Source organism: Frigoribacterium sp. ACAM 257 (genome assembly GCF_007954365.1).
Taxonomy (GTDB): domain Bacteria; phylum Actinomycetota; class Actinomycetes; order Actinomycetales; family Microbacteriaceae; genus Frigoribacterium.
On sequence record NZ_VOLO01000001.1, the window covers coordinates 171,174 to 189,435 of the forward strand.

Sequence of the window (18,262 nt, forward strand, 5' to 3'; positions counted from 1 at the left end):
AGCGTCACGGGAGGCAGGGTCGACAGGCACAGGGACGGATCCTGCCACGCTCACCTCCGACCGAGCCGAGCCGAGCCCAGCCGAGCCGAGCCCAGCCCAGCCCAGCCGAGTCCGGCCGGGCCCGACCAGGCTGGGTCCTGCGCGGCTAGAACGTCAGCTGGTCGGGGGAGTCGAGCGGCACCCACCCCTCGGGCAGCCCCGACGGCGGCCGGACCGTCGGCACGACCTGCAGCGAGTCGGCCTCGGCGAGCTGGGCGAGCTCGAGGCCGGTCAGCGAGGCGATGTCGCGCACGGGCACCTGGAAGGTGCGATACGGCCCCAGCGGGGGCAGCTCGTCGTCGTCACGGGCGCGCAGCACGGCCTGCTCCAGCTCGGCGTCGTCGAGCTGGGGGGACTGGTCGAGCAGGTACCCGGCCGTCCGCAGCGCCGCGCCGTCACGTGTCGCCCACGCGGCGACCTTCCAGAAGCGCAGCGGCAGCTGGACCCCCCGGTACGTCGGGTCGTCGGGGTCGAGCACCGGGCCGGTCAGGACGGTCAGCCGCTGCTGGTGCGCGGCGGCGTACTCGAGCACGTGGTCCTCGAGGCCGAGCCAGAGCTCGGACGACTGGTTGAAGTCGCCCGCCTGGGGCGCGGCGTTCGTGTAGGTGAAGGTGTCGAGATTCGCGCGCGAGGCGACGGCGGGCGTTCCCCAGACCGGGTCACGACGCCGCACGAGGTGGCCCCGGTCGAGGTCGTTGCGGGCGTAGACCCCCGGCCCGCACTGCTCAGCGACGGGGACCCGCTCGTCGAGGTGCCAGTCGTCGCCGCGCTCGAGGTCGACCAGGGAGGCGCCGTCCACGTTCACCGCGGTCGCGGCCGCGAGGCGTCGCACCGGGTCGAGCAGCACGGTGAAGTGGGCGTAGGGCAGCTCGCGCACGTCGCGGGGGCCTGCGGCCGGCAGGGGGACCTGCACGGCGAGGAACCCGGGATCGTAGCCGAGGGCAGCCGCCGCCTCGGGCTGGTCGTCTGCGATGGTCATCCGCGCCTCCTGCTGGTCGGTGGGTGGTCTCGGCCCATCGTGCACCGCGCCTCCGACACCGGCCCGCGCCGCGCCGCGCCTGCCGGGCGGGCCGGCCGGCCGACGTCAGTCGGCGAGGATCGCGTAGAGCGCTCGCCGCGTCTCGTCGAGCTTGGCGGTCGCGGCGGCGCGCTGTGCGTCGGTCACGCCGGAGCGGAACTGCTGCACGACGCCGAACAGCTTGCCGAGGCTCTCGCGGAACTCGTCCGAGGCCTCGTCGCCGGTCGTGGCGGCCCAGGCCGCCTCGACGGCGTCCGCGTGCTCGGCCACGTAGCTGCGGCCGGCCTCGGTGAGCGAGTACTCGCCCTTGGCGGCCTCGTCGCCGGCGACGATCAGCTCTTCGTCGACGAGCTGCTGCAGCGTGGGGTAGACCGAGCCGGGGCTCGGCTTCCAGACGCCGTCGGTGCGCTCGGCGATGGCCTTGATCAGGCCGTAGCCGTTCGACGGCGCGTCGGCCAGCAGCGACAGGACCGCGAGGCGGACGTCGCCCTTGCGGGCACGGCCGCGGCCGCCGCGGTGGCCGCCGGGGCCGAAGCCGGGGAACCCGGGGAAGCCGCCGAAGGGGCCGGGGCCCCCGGGGCCGGCGCCGAAGCCGGCGCCGCCGGGACGGCCGCCGCGGGCGAAGGGGCGGCCGAAGCGGCCCCCACCGGCGAAGCGGTCGTGCTGGTCGCGGCGGTCGGAGTGGTCAGGGTGGTCGGGATCCATGTGGTGGTGTGCGTTGCCCATGGGGAAACGTCCTCTCGTTCTCAAGACTGTGTCGCGGTGGTTGTCGCGATGTGTCAAAGATATGTCGTTGACTATCGTTTGTCAACAGTCAGGACAGAACGAAGGAGGCGCACCCTGGTGGGTGCGCCTCCTTCGTCCTGTCCTGGGTCGGCTAGCTGGCCGGGGCGACGCCGAAGGCCGTGGCGAGCTTCTCGATCTTCTGCGCGCGGCCGAGGCGCGGCAGGTCGCTGCCGTCGCGGATGACGCGGCCGCGGCCCTCGAAGTCGGCGAGGAAGTCCTGCGCCCAGGCGACGTCGGAGGGCGTCGGGCTGATGACCTCGTTGATGACGGGCAGCTGCTCGACGTCGAGGCAGAGCTTGCCCGTCAGGCCGAGGGCGACGGCGACGCCCGCCTGCTCGCGGAGCACGGGGTGGCTGCTGCCGACCGTCGGGCCGTCGATCGGGCCGGGCAGGCCGCCGATGCGGCTCGCGACCACCAGGCGGGAGCGGGGGTAGGCCATCGCGAGGTCGTCGGCGCTCGTGCCGGTGTCGCGGCGGTAGTCGCCGCTGCCGAACGCGAGGCGGAACGCGCCGCGCGCCTTGGCGATCGAGGGGCTCTCCTCGATGCCGAGCGCGGACTCGACGAGGGCGAGGACGCGCACCGCGCCTCCCAGGCGGTCGAAGGTCTCGGTGACGTGCTCGGGCGCCTCGGTCTTGGCGAGCATGACTCCCTGCAGGCCGGGCAGGCCCAGCAGGGCGTCGACGTCGTCGGACCAGAAGTCGGTCGAGCGGTCGTTGATGCGGACCCAGGCGCGGCCGCCGGCGGTGAGCCAGGCGACGACGTCGTCGCGGGCGGCGGGCTTGCGGGCAGGGTCGACGGCGTCCTCGATGTCGAGCACGATCTGGTCGGCACGCGAGCGTGCGGCCTGGTCGAAGCGCTCGGGAGTGGTGCCGGGCACGAGCAGCCACGAACGGGCGATGTCCGCCGGCGGCTTCGAGCGGCCCGTCGTCGTCGAGCCCGTGGCGGCGGAGCCGGACGGAGCGGCGTCGGGGGCGCCGGCGGTGGTGGCTGTGTCGGTCATGGGACGTCCTCGTCTGTCTCGTCGCGTGTCGCCGTGTCCGCTCGTCGCGGGCGGCGTGCCCCACCACGCTACCGGCCCCGTCGCGGCGCACGAGCGGCGGCGCGCAGCCGCGCGTCTCCGCGTGCCGGGCGAGGGCTCCCGCCCGGCAGCCGCCGTCGGGCGTACCGTTCAGCGAGACCACAGGCGACACCCGGGGTCACGGAGCACTTCGCGCGTGCCCGGGGCGTCGCGAGGCCACGATCACGAGGAGCTGCCATGACCGACGCGAACACCCCGAGAGACCGCGCCGACGAGGGCGACGCCCGCGACCGCGCCCCGCGCGAGCCGGCCCGCGACCCGCTCGACGACGCCCCGCAGGCCGACCGCGACCCGAGTGCAGGCCCCGCCGCCGACGGCCCTGCCGTCGACTTCGGCGCGCCCGCCGGCTCGAGTTCACCCGCCGTCGACCTCGGCGGACCGGCGGAGCCCGCCGTGGCTCCCGAGGACCGCGTCGAGCTCTCAGGTGAGGGCGACCGCGACGGCTCGGCCGACGGCCGGGCCGACGACGGCTCGGCGACGTCTCCTGACTCGTCGACGGGCCCGGCCGCGCCGCCGGCCGTCTCGTTCGGCGACGCGCCTGCGGACCACGCGAGCGACGTCGCGCGCGACGGTCGCGTCGAGGACTCAGGCGATGACGACGCCCGCGACGGCGTCGACGCGTTCGCAGCACCGGCGGCGACCACGGCACCTGACTCCTCGACCGACGACGAGCGCCTGTCGGGCCCGGACGGTCGTTCGTCGTCTGACCACGCCGACACCGACCACGCCGACACCGAGGTCCTCCACGACCGGGTCGAGTCCGACCGTCGTGACGACGTCGACCGTCGTGACGACGTCGACCGTCGTGACGACGAGGCCCGGGTCGTCCCGCCCGTGGTCGCGCCGACGCCCCCGGCGTCCCGAGCCTGGTCCGCCGCTCCGCAGGACGACTCCGGCCGTCCCCTGCACGACGACGACGCCCTCCGCGCCGCCGAGGCGCACGGTGCCCCGGCCGACGACGCGTCGACCGACGCCGACCGCCGCGACGCCGACCGCCGCGACGACGCGCCGACCGTGGTCGCCCCCGTCGCGGCGCCCGGCCGTGGCGACGACGCGCCCACGACGGCGTGGCGCACTGACGACGGCCGGGTCGCCGGTCGTCCGGGAGGCGCCGGCTCGGCCACGGGATCACAGGCGTATCCGCTCGTGGCCGAGACCGCGGACCCCGTCGCGCTCCGTCGTGAGCTCCTCACCGAGCAGAAGCAGGAGTTCTCCGGCATGCGGTTCGGCGCCGGCCTGCTCGGCTGGTTCGCGGCGACGGGCTTCGGCGTGTCCGTGTTCGTCGTCTTCGCCGCGATCGCGTCGGCCGTCGTCGCCGCCTCGTCGGGCTCGAGCCCGGACGGCTTCCGCGGCTACCTGGGCGACAACGCCGAGGTCCTCTCCCTCACGACCGGGATCGTCGTCCTGGTCATCGTCTTCGCCGGGTACTTCGTCGGCGGATTCACCGCGTCACGCGTCGCTCGCTTCTCCGGGTTCAAGCAGGGGCTGGCCACCTGGCTGTGGGGGCTCGTCATCACGATCGTCGTCGGCGTGATCGGCGCCGTCGTCGGCGTCCAGGCCGGCGACCAGTCCGCACCGAACCCGATGATCCCCTCGATGGACGACATGTCGTCGACCTCCGTCGAGTCGTTCGTCTTCCTCGGTCTGCTGCTGGTGCTGAGCTTCGGCGGGGCCGTGCTCGGCGGCCTCCTCGGCCAGCGCTGGCACCGCAGGGTCGACCGCTTCGTGCCCGAGCACCAGGTCTGATCCCCCAGGTCCTGACGGTCGGTCGGCCGGCCGTCAGGCCCGTCCGGTCATCCCGGATCCGCGACACCGAACCACAGACACAGCCACACGCAAAGGACCCTCATGCACCTCCTCGACCGCTCCTCCTTCGTCCGCAGCACCCTCGCGGCGGTCGCCGCGGGCACGCTCGTGCTCGGCCTCGCGGCCTGCTCGTCCACCTCCGACTCGGAGAGCAACAACACCGCGCCGACGCATCCCGTCAACGCCACCGAGCCCGCGGAGGAGTCGACGGAGGCGCCCCTCGCGATGATCCCGGCGCTCACCGGCGGCGTGGACACGCAGGTCGCCGTCGACGCCTCGTTCGTCGACGCCCTCGGCACCCTCGGCCTCACCCCCGGGGTCGTCGGCACCGCGACGTTCACCGACGGGACGTTCTCGTTCCCCATCACGGGCGGCACCGTGACCTACTACGACCCCGAGGGCGACGTCCGTCCCTACGTGCAGGGCAACATCGACCACGACGCCTCCGGCCTGTCGCTGACCGCGGCCGACGGCACGGTCGTCGAGCTGGGCGACTTCCGCATCGATCCGGGCGAGAGCAAGCTCTTCGGCACCGTGACCGTGGACGGGACGGTGGCGGCCCAGGACGCCTACCTCTTCACGCTCTGGGGCGGCACCCTCGAGCCCCTCAAGACGGAGGGGGCGAACGCCGTGCTCGAGGGCACGACCGTGCACGTAAGCCCCGATGCCGCAGCCCTGCTCAACGCCACGTTCGACACTGACGCGGTCCAGGACCAGATGCTCGTCGGCGTCGCGAAGATCACCGTCGCCACCCAGTAGCCCCGACCGGCGCACTCCGCCGGCAACGGCCGTCGTGGCCGTCGCGGCCGTCGCGGCCGTGACCGCCGTGGCCGCCGTCGCAGGAGCCCCGTCCCGCAGCTCGGGACGGGGCTTCCTGCGTTCGTCGACCCGCGCCTCCTTCGCCGCCCTCCCCGCCGGGGGAGAACGGCAGCGATCAGGACGTCCCCAGCCTCCGTTCCTGGATCGTGCACGGATCAGGACTCGCGGCACCGCCCTCGCGCAGATCAGGACACATCTTCCTGAATGAGGAGGGGGACGGGGAGGCGGGGACGAGCAGGGTTCAAGGGTGCAGCAAGAGAAAGTTCGGCATGCCGAAAGCTGTGTAGGGTCGATGCATGGCGACGACACGACCCCGAGGCTCCGCCGTGCAGGAGGCGCCTGGTCGGCGCCCTGACCGGCGCCCGCACCCGAGGCCGCGAGGCACACTGCTCGGCCCGGCGTTCGTCGCGGCCATCGCGTACGTCGACCCGGGCAACGTCGCGGCGAACCTCACCGCAGGGGCGCAGTTCCAGTACCTCCTGCTCTGGGTGCTCGTCGCGGCGAACGCGATCGCCGTGCTCGTGCAGTACCTGTCGGCGAAGCTCGGGGTCGTCACGGGGCAGTCGCTGCCCGAGGTGATGGGCCGGCGCCTCCCTCGTCCGGCCCGGCTGGCGTACTGGGGGCAGGCCGAGGTGGTCGCGGCGGCCACCGACGTCGCCGAGATCATCGGCGGCGCGCTCGCCCTGCAGCTGCTCTTCGGCGTGCCGCTCGTCGTCGGCGGCCTCATCACCGGGGCCGTCTCGCTCGGGCTGCTGATGCTCACGCAGTACCGCGGCGGGCACGTCTTCCAGTCGGTGATCATCGGCATGCTGGCGATCCTCACGGTGGGGTTCTGCGCCGGCCTGTTCTTCTCGCCGCCGTCGGGCCCCGGCATGCTCGAGGGCCTGGTGCCGCGCTTCGAGGGCGCGCAGTCGGTGCTGCTGGCCGCCTCCATGCTGGGCGCGACGGTCATGCCTCACGCCGTGTACCTGCACTCGGCCCTGGTCCGCGACCACCACGGCACCGTCACCGAGGGCGACGACCGTCGTCGGGTGCTGCGGGCCACGCGCTGGGACGTGGTGCTGGCGCTCGTCGTCGCGGGCGGCGTGAACATCTCGATGCTCGTGCTGGCCGCCTCGACGCTGCCCGGCCGCACCGGCACCGACACGATCCCCGGCGCCCACGACGCCATCCGCGACGCCCTCGGGCCGGTCGTGGGCGTGCTCTTCGCGATCGGGCTGCTGGCGTCGGGGCTCGCCTCGACCTCGATCGGCTCGATGGCCGGCGCCGAGATCATGCACGGGCTGCTCACGGTGAAGGTGCCCCTGTTCGTGCGCCGGGTCGTGACGCTGGTGCCTGCCCTCGTGCTGCTCGCGACGGGCATCAGCCCGACCTGGCTGCTGGTGCTGAGCCAGGTCGTGCTCAGCTTCGGGATCGCGTTCGCACTCGTCCCTCTCGTCGTCGTCACCAGCGACGCCCGCCTGATGGGCACGGGGCGGAACGCGACCGGCACGCGCGTCGCCGCGTGGGCCGCCATCGCCGTCGTCGTCGCGCTGAACGTCGCGCTGATCGTCCTGACGGTGACGGGCGGGGCCTAGGTGCCCGCAGCCTAGGAGGCGGTGGTCCGGTCGTCCGGGTCGGCGCGGCGGGCGTCGTCGGCGTCCTCGTCGCCGGCCGTCGCCTCCTCGTCTCCCCGTCGTCGCTCGGCGCGGTCGTGGGCGGCGAGCATCGCCTCAGCGTGATCCGACTTGGCCTGCCCGATCGCGTCGTCGTCGCCGCGGGCGATGGCGACCCCCTCCCGCACGGTCGCCAGCATCGCCTTCGCCGCCTCCTCGGGAGTGAAGTCGAACTCCCCGCGCTCGGTGCCGTCCCCGGCGTCGGCGTAGTGCCTCAGCTCGTCGCCCTCGCCGGGACGCGGCGGCTGCTCGGCGTGCTCGACGCAGAGCCGGGCGACCTCCTCGGCGTGGGCGTGCATGACGGAGTGCGCCGCGCCCGGCATCTCCCAGAGCCGCGACGACGGCACGAGCCGACCGATCTGCTCGACCCAGCTGCGCGGCGCGACCGCGTCGTGCTCGCCCCGGATGACGAGCGTGTGCGCCCGCACCTTCGGCAGCTGCCGCTCGATCGGGTAGGTCATCATCTTCGGCAGCACCTGCGAGAACCAGTGCACGCCGCAGACGAGGTAGGCCCGCAGCGCGAGAACCTTGACCCGGCCGGGTTCGTGCCAGGCGGCCTGCAAGAACCTGCGCGCCGCGACGGTGACGCGCCGCTCGGCGGGGTTCACGACGGGGCCGATCAACACGAGCGTCGACAGCTCGGGGCGCCGGGCCGCGAGGTCGGTGACGATCTGGGTGCCCATGGAGTGGCCCACGATGATGGGGTCCTTCAGCCCGAGGTCGTCGATGGCGGCGCCCACGAGGTCGGCGAACTGGCGGATCGTCAGTGCTCTGCGGGGATGCGTCACGCCCGCGAAGCCCGGCAGGTCGAGGGCGTGCACGGGGCCGAACGAGTTGAGGTTCGGGGCCAGGCGCTCGAAGTAGTCGGACGAGACCCCGATGCCGGGCACCAGCACGAACGGGCGCTCGCCGGTCGTGCCTATCGTGCTGACTCGGACCCAGAGGTCGCCGCGCTCGACGCGGCTGACGCGGACGCGGGTGCTGGACTCGTCGCGGCCCCGCCTGCGCGTGTGCGTGCGCGGGCTCGAGCCGGTGCGTGTGACGGCCATGCGCCTCCTCGTCGGTGTCCGCGCCGCAGGGCTGCCGGGGGCAGGAGGTGCGGGTCGGTGGGCGTCCAGTCTCGCACCACGGGGGAGGCGTGGGCTCAGCCCCGCAGGACCGGGTCGAGCGCGCGCAGGTTGCGGCGCAGCAGGAGGCGCAGCGCGATCCCGGAGGCCGGGCCGGCGAGGCGCATCCACCAGGCTCCCGGTCGCCAGACGACGCGGATGTCGAGGGTGACGCGGTCGTCGGGGTGGTGCGTGACGAGGTAGCTCTCCCAGCCGCGCTGCGGGTGCCCGACCAGGGCGGCGTGCAGGAACCCCGTCGAGCGGGGCAGCGCGGGCGGGCCGCCGTGCCGCGCCGGTCCGCGCGTGTCGGCGGGCCCGTCGGGGGGCTCGTCGACGGGCACGCCCTCAAGCACCCGGACGACCTTGCAGGCGACCCGGGGCCGCAGCGGCCCGAACGGGATCGCCCACGTGCTGATCGCGCCGACCTGCACCCGCTCGGGCACCTGCAGCGGGACGAAGCCGGAGCCCCGGTGCACCTGCCAGTCGAGGACGGCGTCCCCGGCGATCCGTGCGTCGTCCGGACCGCGGCCGACGAGTCGCGAGACGGCCGTCACGTGGAAGCCCGTCGGCACCGGGCCCGACAGCGTCGGATCGCCCTCGAAGGCCCACGCGTCGACGAACCCGGACGGGACGCTCTGTGACGACATGGGTCGAGCCTGGCACGTCCGCCGGCGCCGCTCGGGCAGGATCGGCGGATGACGACGAGCGCGCCCGGGTTCCTGCTGCTGCACGGCTGGCAGAACAGGCGACCCTCCGATCACTGGCAGCACCTCCTCGCCGACGACCTGCGGGGGCGGGGCCTCGCCGTGCGCTACCCGCAGCTGCCCTCGCCCGACGAGCCCGACCCGTCAGCGTGGGAGGCGGTGGTCAGGTCGGAGCACGCCGCCCTCGGTCCCGGCCCGGTGACGGTCGTCTGCCACAGCTTGTCGACCCTGCTCTGGCTGCGGATCCAGGCCGGGGGGCGCCCCCTCGCGGCGGACAGGGTCGCGCTCGTGTCGCCTCCGTCGCCTGAGCTGATCGCCGGCCAGGACGCCGTGCACGCGTTCGTCGACGGGGGCGAGGCCGACGGCGCGGCCGGGGGCGAGGCCGGCGGTGCGGGGTCGCCGGACGCGCTGCTGTTCGACGGCCGCCTCCTCGGGACGGGTGCCCTCGGCGACGCCGTGGTCGTCGCCGGTGACGACGACCCGTGGCTGCCCCTCGGCCTCGGCGACACCTGGCGGGGGCGCCTGGAAGCCCGCCAGGTCGTCGTCCACGGGGGCGGGCACCTCACTCCCGACTCGGGCTTCGGGCCGTGGCCGGCGATGACTGCCTGGGCCCTCGGCCAGCGAGGAGAGGTCGCGCTCGGCTGATCAGCGGCCCGGCGGCCGGCCGCCAGCTAGCCGCCGGACGGCCGCGCCGGCTGGGCGGGCGGGCGGGTCCGTCGTGCCCGGGCGCACACGAGGGTCCGCTGACGACGAACCCGCCCGCGCGGCGCGCACGGCGCCCTAGGAGGCGGGGGCCAGGAACGCGGCGGCGGCAGCCGACAGGGAGGCCGGGTCGTCGACGCCGCAGAGCTCACGGGCCGAGTGCATGCCGAGCAGGGGGACGCCGACGTCGATCGTGCGGATGCCGAGGCGGGTCGCCGTGATCGGCCCGATGGTCGAGCCGCACGGCACGCTGTTGCTCGAGACGAACTCCTGGAACGGCACCCCGGCCTGCTCGCACGCCCGCACCCACTCGGCGGCGCCGAGGCCGTCGGTGGCGTAGCGCTGGTTGGCGTTGATCTTGAGCAGCGGCCCGCCGTTGACGACGGGCTGGTTCGCGGGGTCGTGCCGCTCGGGGTAGTTCGGGTGGACGGCGTGCCCGGCGTCGGCGCTGAGGCACCAGGAGGCGGCCAGTGCGCGTCGGTGGTCGGTCGCGTCGGCGCCGAGGCCGGCCGAGACCCGCGCGAGGACGTCCTCCAGGAACGGCCCGGCGGCGCCGGAGGGCGTGGCCGACCCGACCTCTTCGTGGTCGAACGCCGCGAACACCGCGACGTGGTCGAGCTCGGCGTCGGCGTCGGCGATCGAGACGAGGGCCGCGAGCCCGGCGTGGGTCGAGGACAGGTTGTCCATCCGGCCGGCCGCGAACAGCTCGCCCGAGAGGCCCAGCACGGCGGGTGCGGCGGTGTCGGCGACGACCACGTCGTAGCCGACGACGTCCGAGCCCGACAGCCCGGCCAGGCCCGCGAGGTGGCCCAGCACGTCGGCCTGGTCGAGCGGACCTGCGCCCACCACGGGGGCGAGGTGACGCTGGGGGTCGAGCTTGAGGCCCTCGGAGTTGACGCCGCGGTCGAGGTGCACGGCGAGCTGCGGGATGCGCAGCAACGGACCGGTGCGCACCAGGTGCGTCTCGCCGGAGCGGGCGACGAGCCGCCCGGCGAACTCGAGGTCACGGTCGAGCCAGGAGTTGAAGAGCGGGCCGCCGTAGACCTCGACACCTGCCTGGACCCAGCCCCGCGTGCCGGTCGTGGGCTTCGGCTTGAGCTTGAAGCCGGGGGAGTCGGTGTGCGCCCCCACGACCCTGAACGGCGTGGTCGACGAGGCGCCGCCCGGCTCGACCCACGCGATCACGGCGCCGTCGCGGACGACGTAGCGCCGCCCCGGGCCTGTCGGCCACGCGGCCGTCTCGTCGAGCGCCGTGAAGCCGGCCGCGTCGAGCCGGCGGGCAGCCTCGGCCGCGGCGTGGAAGGAGGAGGGGGACGCCTGGATGAAGGAGGCGAAGTCGTCGAGGTGCGCACGCGAGGAAGTCATCCCCACCAGCTTGCACCATGCCGCCGACGGCACGTCGCCCTCAGCACCTGGCCGTCAGCACGCCGTCACCCGGGTTCGGCCCTCAGCGGCCGCCGCTGCCGGTGACCTGGGCGCCGGGCTCGGCACCGCTCTCCCCGCGGCCGTCCTCGTCCTCCGCGGTGAGACCGGCCGTGCGGTCGCCGGAGACGCCTGCCGGGTCGACGGCGACGTAGCCGTCCTCGCCCGACATCGGGCCGCCGAGACGCTCGGTGACGTCGCCCTCGGGCGTCACGTCCGTGCCCCGGGCTGGACGGCCCTGGGTGTCGGTGGCGCCGTCGGCCGGGTGGCCGGCCGCCCCGGCGGCGGATGCGTCGTCGTGTGAGGCGAGCGCCGCCTCCTCGACACGCTCCTGCAGGGCGCTGCCCTCGGTGGCGTGGTCGTCGTGGGCCTCGTGGTCGTGGGTGGTGCTCATGGGGCGTCCTCTCGTGGGCGGGGCTGGTCCGACAGTAGGCGTCGGCTCGGTCGTGGGTCAGGGGACGGTCGGCAGCGCGTGCGACCAGAGGTGGAAGAGCGCGTAGGCCCGCCACGGCGCCCAGGGTGCCGAGGCGATCTCGGCCTGCTTCGTCGTGACCCCGCCGAGCGCCCGCCGGAGGACGAGGTCGCCGGCCGGGTACGCGTCGCGGTCGCCCAGGGCACGGACCGAGAGGTAGTCGACCGTCCACGGTCCGATGCCCGGCAGGGCGAGCAGCGACGCCCGGACCGCGGGGGCGTCGCGCTCGGGGGAGATGACGAGACCGCCGGCCACGGCCTCGGCGACGGAGTGCAGGGTGCGGCCACGGGCACCGGTCACGCCCACGGCGGCCCGGAGCTCGTCGACGGGCAGGGCGGCGACGACGTCCGCCCGGGGGAACCGGCGGAGTCCCGTGCCGCCCACGTCGCTGCCGAGCGCGGCGACGAGCCTCCCCGCGAAGGTGCGGGCCGCGGCGAGCGAGACCTGCTGTCCCAGCACCGTAGTGACCGCGGCCTCCCACCCGTCGGGGCTGCCGGTGATGCGGATCCCCGGACGTGCACGGACGAGCGGGCCGAGCACGGGGTCGTCGCCGAGGGCGGCGAGCACCGCGGGGGTGTCGGCGTCGAGGTCGAGCCACCGACGGACCAGCCGCTCGACCCGATCGCGGTCGTCCGGTGAGCAGGCGAGCCCCGAGGAGGCGGTGGCCACGACGCCGACCCCGCTCGGCTCGAGGCGGAGGTCGAGCCGCAGCACGCGGCTCGGCTCGTCCGGCGTCGCCACGTCGACCAGGCGCGAGTGGGTGCCCGCCGTGACGTCGGTCAGCTCCGCACCGGGGACGCTGTGTGCCGCGAGCAGGCCGATCGCGTGGGCGGCGTCGTACGGGCCGTCGGTCTCGAGCCGCAGCTCGAGCGGGCTGGCGACGAGGTCGGTCACCGGGCTGCCTCCCAGACGCCCGACGACCCCCGCCGGTGGCTGTCGACCAGGTGGGTGTCGACGATGCCGGTGGCCTCCATCAGGGCGTGCATGGTCGTCGGGCCGACGAACGCGAAGCCGACGGCCTTGAGCGACTTGGACAGCGCGACCGACTCGGGCGAGGTCGTGGGGACGTCGGCGAGCTCGACGGGACGCGGCGTCTCGGCTGGCCGATGCGACCACACGAGGTCGACGAGCCCGCCGCGCTCGCGGAGGGTCACGGTCGCACGGGCGTTCGTGATCGTCGCGTCGATCTTGAGCCTGTTCCGGACGATTCCCGCGTCGGCGAGCAGTCGTTCTCGGTCGTCGTCGTCGAAGTCGGCCACCAGGTCGGGGTCGAAGCCGCGGAAGGCCGAGCGGAACGCCTCGCGCTTGCGGAGGATGGTGGCCCACGACAGGCCTGACTGGAAGGCCTCGAGGCTGAGCCGTTCGAAGAGCCCGCGCTCGTCGCGGACGGGCATGCCCCACTCGGTGTCGTAGTACTCCCGCATCAGCGGGTCGACCGCGGCCCACGGCGGCCGGGCCAGGCCGTCGTCGCCGACCACGACGCCGCTCACGCGCGGCCTCCCGACGCGACCTGCGACTCGAGCCCGAGCAGGACCGCCTTCGCAGCCTCGCCGCCGCGGTACCGACCCGGGGTGCCGTCGCTGCGGACCACCCGGTGGCAGGGCACCACGACGGGCAACGGGTTCGTGGCGCAGGCCGTGCCGACGGCTCGGACCGCCCGCGGGCTGCCGCTCGCGGCGGCCACGCCCGCGTAGCTCGCCGTCCGGCCGTACGGGATGTCAGGCAGGTGCTCCAGCACCGTCCGCTGGAAGCCCTTCGAGAGCCGCCGGTCGAGCACGAGGTCGAAGTCATGTCGACGCCCGGCGAAGTACTGGTCGATCTCGACGGCGACGTCGTCGAGGCGCCGGGCGGACCGCAGCACGCGTGACCCGACCTGGACGGCGACGCGCTCCAGCACCGCCTCGTGGTCCTCGAGCTCGAAGGCGACGCGGACGAGGCCGACGTCCGTGGCGCAGAGCAGCAGCGGGCCGACCGGTGAGGGGACCGTCCGCCAGAACACGTCGACGGTGCCGACGGCTGCGGCCCTGTCCGCCAGCTGGTCGCGGAGGAGATCGAGGTGCTCGTCGAGTCGGGGACCGGGCGCTGTGCCGGTCGCCTCGACGAGCCGGTGCTCGAGCTCTGTGTCGACGTCGGGTGCGGTGTCGGTCATCGCCGTGCTCCTTCTCGGGGTGTCGTCCGCCGCGGCGCACCGGGTCTGGTCGTCGTCGTCGTCGTGGGGCGGGTCGGACGGGGCGGTGCTGAGAGCGTCTCATCGGTGTCGCCGAGCACGCGGCGCAGCGCAGCGGTGCCGTCAGCCGCCGCGCGACGACAGGCGGCGTGGCTGCGGCCGGTCAGCTCGGCGACCTCGAGGTGGCTGAGCCCGGCGAGATGGTGCAGGACCACCGCGTCGCGCTGCCCCTCGGGGAGCGATCTGACCGCGCGGAGGAGTGAGTCGTCACGAGCGAGCAGCTCGTCGAACGGGGACGCCGGCGACGGCTCCGGGACCTGCTCGACGGGCTCGGGCCGGCGGCTCCGTCCGCGGATGACGTCGAGGGCCTTGCGCCGGGCGACGGTCACGAGCCAGGCCTCCACGTTGACGTCCGTCGGCAGGTCGGGCCACGCGACGAGGGCCGCGAGGAACGTCTCGGACCAGGCGTCGTCGGCGTCGGTCGGGTCGAGCAGTGCGCGACAGACCCGCAGGACCGTGGTGCCGTGCAGCTCGACGACACGATCGAAGGGAGGCACGTCAGAAGAGCCGACCGGAGCCGGACCCCGCCGGCGCCTCGTGGTCGAGCAGGAACCGCTTGCGGTCCAGCCCGCCGGCGTACCCGGTGAGGGACCCGGCCGAGCCGACGACACGGTGGCACGGCACGATGATGCTCACGGGATTGGCCCCGTTGGCCGTGCCCACTGCCCGGGCCAGCCGGACGTCGCCGAGGTCGAGCGCGAGCTGACCGTACGTTCGGGTCTCGCCCCAGGGGATGGCCGCGAGTTGCTGCCACACCCGCTGCCGGAACTCGGTGCCGACCGGTGCGAGAGGCAGGTCGAAGGCACGGCGCTCGCCGGCGAACCACGACGAGAGCTGGCTCTCGACCTCGACGAAGTCGGAGAGCCCCGTGCCCACCGCCGACCTCGGACCGAACCCTGCCGGGTCGGGCAGCCGACGGTGCTCGACGAACCACAGGCCCGTCAGGCCGGCCTCGCCGCCGACGAGGGTGAGGGCGCCCACCGGGCTGTCGATCGTCGTGTGGACGACGGAGATCGTGCTCATCGGGGCTCCTGTCTCGGCTGATCGTACTCATCATGGAGACGCACGCCGCACCTCCTCTGTGAGGTGCGGGGCGAGAACTTGCGCACGGTGCACGGATCAGAACATGAGCCGCGAGTCTCAGCAGAGGCCCCGGCGCGGCCTGGTACTACTGAGGGCGCGCCCTTCGCGGGCGCCACCGGCCCGGTCCGGGGACTCCACGCTGTCGGGTGCGTGTGAGCACCCGGGCCGGGTCCTCCTCGTCCGGGGCCGCGCAGGTCGGTGCAGGTCGGTGCTGGTCGTGGCGGTTCAGGGCAGGTCAGTGCCGGGTCTCGAAGCCGCCCTGCCCCGTGGGCGCGAGCTCCTCCACGTCGACACGCGACACGTCCGCGCCGGCGGGCCCGTCCTCGAGCCAGGCCAGCAGCCGGCCGACGGCTTCGGGCACGCCCTCGACCTCCACCTCGACGGTGCCGTCAGGTCGGTTGCGCACGAAGCCGTCCACCCCGAGGCGATCGGCCTCGCCCTCGGTGGAGAAGCGGTATCCGACGCCCTGCACGGTGCCGTGCACCAGGGCGCGCCGTCTGATCACGTCGTCCATCGCTCGACCGTACCCGCGCCTCCTCGGCTCGGGGCCGTCTGAACCGCGCCCGCGCCTGCTCGGCCCGGGACCGTGCGGATCGCGCCCGTGTCCCGACCGCCCGTCGCGCCCCCCAATCAGGCCCGAGGGCGGGTCGAAGCCGTCGAGGGCGGGTCGCTGACGACCCGCCCTCGACGCATCTGACCCGCCCTCGAGCCCGCAACGCAAGGCAGTGCCGTGCCGCGCCCGGCTGAGCAGCAGCAGAAGCAGCAGAAGCAGCAGAAGCAGCAGCAGCGGCGGCGAGCTAACGGTCGATCGTCGACATGTCCGAGTAGCGCTCGCCCTTCGGCGCCGCGACGTCGTCGAGCTGGTGCACCTGCTCCTCGGTCAGCTCGATCGCGTCGGCCGCCACGTTCTCGTCGAGGTAGGTACGGCGCTTCGTGCCGGGGATCGGCACGATTCCCTCGCCCTTGGCGAGCAGCCAGGCGAGCGCGACCTGGCCCGGCTTGGCGCCGACCTGGCGGGCGACCTCGTCGACCTGCTCGACGATGCGCACGTTGGCCCTGAGGTTGTCGCCCTCGAAGCGCGGGTTGAAGCGACGGAAGTCGTCGTCGGCGAGCTCGTCGACCGAGCGCAGCGTGCCCGTCAGGAACCCGCGTCCGAGCGGCGAGTACGGCACGAAGCCGATGCCGAGCTCGCGCACCGTCGGCAGCACCTCGGCCTCGGCCTCGCGGCTCCAGAGCGACCACTCGGTCTGCAGCGCCGTGATCGGGTGGGTGGCGTGCGCGCGGCGGATCGTCTCGGGCGACGCCTCCGACAGCCCGAGGAACCGCACCTTGCCGGCCTCGACCAGCTCGCCCATCGCCCCGACGGTGTCCTCGATCGGCACCAGGGGGTCGACGCGGTGCTGGTAGTAGAGGTCGACGTGGTCGATCCTGAGCCGCTTGAGCGAGCCGTCGATCGACTTGCGCACGTACTCGGGGCGACCGTCGATCGTGCGCTCGGCCCGCGCCTTCGGGTCGGTGACGTTGCCGAACTTGGTCGCGACGACGGCGTCGTCCCGGCGGCCCTTCAGCGCCCGGCCGAGCAGCTGCTCGTTCGTGTGCGGGCCGTACATGTCCGCCGTGTCGAGCAGGGTGACGCCGTGGCCGAGGGCGGCGTGGATCACGCGCACCGACTCGTCGTCGTCGGTGCCGCTGCCGGTGTAGAAGGCGGACATGCCCATCAGGCCGAGGCCGATGCGGCCCACGTCGAGTCCGCCGTCGACGCTGCCGAGTGTGGTGTTCTTCATGACGTCAGGCAACACCCGTGCGCTGTGCGCCGACCGCCGGAGGTGCGGTGAGCGCCGGGCAGGACCGCAGGAGTCGCGATGAGCGACGGGCGGGACCGCAGGAGGCGCGGTGCAGGGCGGGCCTGCACCGCGCCTCCTCGGGTCTGCCGCCCCTGCCGCCCCTGCCGCCCCTGCGGGGCCCGGGCCTACGCCGTCGTCAGCTCGACCTTGAGCCAGCCCGGCTCGCGCCGGTCGAACGCCTCGTACGCGGCGATCGCGTCGCCGACGGGCTCGCGCTCGGTGATGAGCGCGGTGGGGTCGAAGAGCCCGGCTGCGACCCGCTCGATCAGCGGGGGAGTGACGGAGTGGTGGTCGCAGTTGCCCATCCGGATCGTCAGGTTCTTGAGCATCGCGGCCCCGATCGGGTACGACTCGACGGTGGGCGAGTAGACGCCGATGATGCCGATCCGGCCGTACTTCGCGACGATCTCGACGGCCCAGCGCGCCGCCTGCGACGGCGCGCTGCCGGGCACCCACAGGTCGCCCTGCGGGGCGGCGTCGGGGGCGACCTGGGCGACCTCCTGCTCGAAGCTGCTCTTCTCCTCGTCGGAGGGAGCGGCGGGGCCCGAGACGGGGTGCTGCGCGTCGACCCCGACGGCGTCGATGACGGCGTCGACGCCGTCGCCTCCCGTGAGGTCCTTCACGGCCTGGACCGGGTCCTCGCGGTTGAAGTCGACCACCTCGGCGTTCTGGGCCAGCGCCTGGGCCAGGCGGTCCTCGAGGCCGTCGATCGCGATGACGCGGGAGGCGCCCTGCTGGAACGCGGACGCGATCGCGAACTGCCCGACGATGCCCGCCCCGAGCACGGCGACGACGTCGCCGCGACGGACGCCGGCGAGCTCCGCCCCGAACCAGCCGGTCGGGTAGATGTCGCTGAGCAGGATCGCCTGCTCGTCGCTGACCGTGTCGGGCAGCGGGTGCAGCGTGTTGCGCGCCCACGGCACGCGCACGTACTCGGCCTGCAGCCCGTCGATCGGCCCGGTCGAGGCCGGGCCGCCGAAGAAGGCGGTGCCGGCGTCGCGACCGTTCGCGTTCGCGACGTCGCACTGGGCGGTGTGGCCCTCGCGGCAGTAGCGGCACGCGCCGCACGACACCGTGCTGTTGATCAGCACGCGGTCGCCGGGGCTGAAGCCGCGCACCGCGTCGCCGACCTGATCGACGACGCCGACGGCCTCGTGGCCGAGGATCGTGCCCTCCTGCATCGGGGCCATCGTGCCGCGCACGAAGTGCAGGTCGGTGCCGCAGATCGCGCTGCGGGTGATTCGGACGACGGCGTCGTTCGCGTCCTGGATGGTCGGCTTCTCGACCTCGTCGAGACGGATGTCCCCGATGCCGTGCCAGACGACTGCCTTCATGTGTGCCTCCTCGATCGGTGCGGCGGCGCCCGAGGGAGTCCGCCGGGCACGGCGTGCACGGTAGGCCGGGCCGCCGGCCGGCACCCGTCGAGTCGCCTCCGCGTCCGGGGTACAGGCACCGCACGGTACGAGGTCGGACACGGCGACGCCCCCGACCCGAGGAGGGG

The 18,262-nt window shown here is 74.3% G+C and carries 19 protein-coding genes; 4 read left to right on the top strand and 15 right to left on the bottom strand.

Annotated elements, in window-relative coordinates:
• Positions 1–145: 145 nt before the first annotated feature.
• From ES689_RS00785 to ES689_RS00795, 3 genes are all read right to left on the bottom strand, one after another.
• Entirely contained in the window at positions 146–1,018 is an 873-nt protein-coding gene (locus ES689_RS00785; protein WP_146898947.1) for a DNA/RNA non-specific endonuclease, read from the bottom strand.
• 105 nt (positions 1,019–1,123) lie between these two features.
• Positions 1,124–1,783 carry a PadR family transcriptional regulator gene (locus tag ES689_RS00790; RefSeq protein ID WP_223269309.1) on the bottom strand — a complete coding sequence of 220 codons (660 nt, stop codon included), beginning with the start codon at positions 1,781–1,783 and terminating at the stop codon, positions 1,124–1,126.
• 151 nt (positions 1,784–1,934) lie between these two features.
• Positions 1,935–2,843 (bottom strand): CoA ester lyase, encoded by a 909-nt coding sequence (locus tag ES689_RS00795; protein WP_146898951.1) that lies wholly within the window; start codon positions 2,841–2,843, stop codon positions 1,935–1,937.
• A 255-nt stretch (positions 2,844–3,098) separates the two neighbouring features.
• Between ES689_RS00795 and ES689_RS00800 the strand changes: the two genes are divergently transcribed.
• The 3 genes from ES689_RS00800 to ES689_RS00810 all read left to right on the top strand — a co-directional run bounded on the left by ES689_RS00800 (position 3,099) and on the right by ES689_RS00810 (position 7,123).
• Positions 3,099–4,667: a hypothetical protein gene (locus ES689_RS00800; protein WP_146898954.1), complete on the top strand. Its 1,569-nt coding sequence runs from the start codon at positions 3,099–3,101 to the stop codon at positions 4,665–4,667.
• A gap of 102 nt (positions 4,668–4,769) precedes the next feature.
• Positions 4,770–5,486: a hypothetical protein gene (locus tag ES689_RS00805; protein ID WP_146898957.1), complete on the top strand. Its 717-nt coding sequence runs from the start codon at positions 4,770–4,772 to the stop codon at positions 5,484–5,486.
• 356 nt (positions 5,487–5,842) lie between these two features.
• The gene (locus ES689_RS00810) at positions 5,843–7,123 is read left to right on the top strand and encodes an Nramp family divalent metal transporter (RefSeq protein WP_146898960.1); all 1,281 of its coding nucleotides are present in this window, start codon (positions 5,843–5,845) and stop codon (positions 7,121–7,123) included.
• Between the two features lie 11 nt (positions 7,124–7,134).
• Here ES689_RS00810 and ES689_RS00815 read toward each other — a convergent pair whose 3' ends face one another.
• Both ES689_RS00815 and ES689_RS00820 read right to left on the bottom strand, forming a co-directional pair.
• On the bottom strand, positions 7,135–8,250 hold the full coding sequence (locus tag ES689_RS00815; RefSeq protein ID WP_146898963.1) for an alpha/beta fold hydrolase: 1,116 nt from the start codon (positions 8,248–8,250) through the stop codon (positions 7,135–7,137).
• Positions 8,251–8,345: 95 nt separating this feature from the next.
• Positions 8,346–8,954 (bottom strand): DUF1990 family protein, encoded by a 609-nt coding sequence (locus ES689_RS00820; RefSeq protein WP_146898966.1) that lies wholly within the window; start codon positions 8,952–8,954, stop codon positions 8,346–8,348.
• A gap of 48 nt (positions 8,955–9,002) precedes the next feature.
• Between ES689_RS00820 and ES689_RS00825 the strand changes: the two genes are divergently transcribed.
• A complete protein-coding gene (locus ES689_RS00825; protein WP_146898968.1) occupies positions 9,003–9,656 on the top strand; it encodes an alpha/beta hydrolase in 654 nt (217 codons plus the stop codon).
• A 135-nt stretch (positions 9,657–9,791) separates the two neighbouring features.
• On the opposite strand, the gene ES689_RS00830 is transcribed toward ES689_RS00825, so the two are convergent.
• The 10 genes from ES689_RS00830 to ES689_RS00875 form a co-directional block, all read right to left on the bottom strand.
• On the bottom strand, positions 9,792–11,078 hold the full coding sequence (locus ES689_RS00830) for a M18 family aminopeptidase (RefSeq protein ID WP_146898971.1): 1,287 nt from the start codon (positions 11,076–11,078) through the stop codon (positions 9,792–9,794).
• Between the two features lie 82 nt (positions 11,079–11,160).
• Complete coding sequence (locus ES689_RS00835; RefSeq protein ID WP_146898974.1) at positions 11,161–11,529, bottom strand: hypothetical protein; 369 nt, start codon at positions 11,527–11,529, stop codon at positions 11,161–11,163.
• Positions 11,530–11,586: 57 nt separating this feature from the next.
• The gene (locus ES689_RS00840) at positions 11,587–12,501 is read right to left on the bottom strand and encodes a DNA-3-methyladenine glycosylase (protein ID WP_223269310.1); all 915 of its coding nucleotides are present in this window, start codon (positions 12,499–12,501) and stop codon (positions 11,587–11,589) included.
• Entirely contained in the window at positions 12,498–13,097 is a 600-nt protein-coding gene (locus ES689_RS00845) for a DNA-3-methyladenine glycosylase I (protein ID WP_146898977.1), read from the bottom strand. The genes ES689_RS00840 and ES689_RS00845 overlap by 4 nt, the downstream gene beginning before the upstream one ends.
• A complete protein-coding gene (locus ES689_RS00850; RefSeq protein WP_146898980.1) occupies positions 13,094–13,756 on the bottom strand; it encodes a methylated-DNA--[protein]-cysteine S-methyltransferase in 663 nt (220 codons plus the stop codon). The genes ES689_RS00845 and ES689_RS00850 overlap by 4 nt, the downstream gene beginning before the upstream one ends.
• Positions 13,753–14,331 carry an RNA polymerase sigma factor gene (locus tag ES689_RS00855; RefSeq protein ID WP_146898984.1) on the bottom strand — a complete coding sequence of 193 codons (579 nt, stop codon included), beginning with the start codon at positions 14,329–14,331 and terminating at the stop codon, positions 13,753–13,755. The genes ES689_RS00850 and ES689_RS00855 overlap by 4 nt, the downstream gene beginning before the upstream one ends.
• 1 nt (position 14,332) lies before the next feature.
• Positions 14,333–14,857 (bottom strand): methylated-DNA--[protein]-cysteine S-methyltransferase, encoded by a 525-nt coding sequence (locus ES689_RS00860; RefSeq protein ID WP_191330106.1) that lies wholly within the window; start codon positions 14,855–14,857, stop codon positions 14,333–14,335.
• A 295-nt stretch (positions 14,858–15,152) separates the two neighbouring features.
• The gene (locus tag ES689_RS00865; protein WP_146898987.1) at positions 15,153–15,431 is read right to left on the bottom strand and encodes an acylphosphatase; all 279 of its coding nucleotides are present in this window, start codon (positions 15,429–15,431) and stop codon (positions 15,153–15,155) included.
• A gap of 283 nt (positions 15,432–15,714) precedes the next feature.
• On the bottom strand, positions 15,715–16,701 hold the full coding sequence (locus tag ES689_RS00870; protein ID WP_146898990.1) for an aldo/keto reductase: 987 nt from the start codon (positions 16,699–16,701) through the stop codon (positions 15,715–15,717).
• Positions 16,702–16,886: 185 nt separating this feature from the next.
• Complete coding sequence (locus ES689_RS00875; RefSeq protein ID WP_146898993.1) at positions 16,887–18,095, bottom strand: alcohol dehydrogenase catalytic domain-containing protein; 1,209 nt, start codon at positions 18,093–18,095, stop codon at positions 16,887–16,889.
• Between the last annotated feature and the right edge of the window lie 167 nt (positions 18,096–18,262).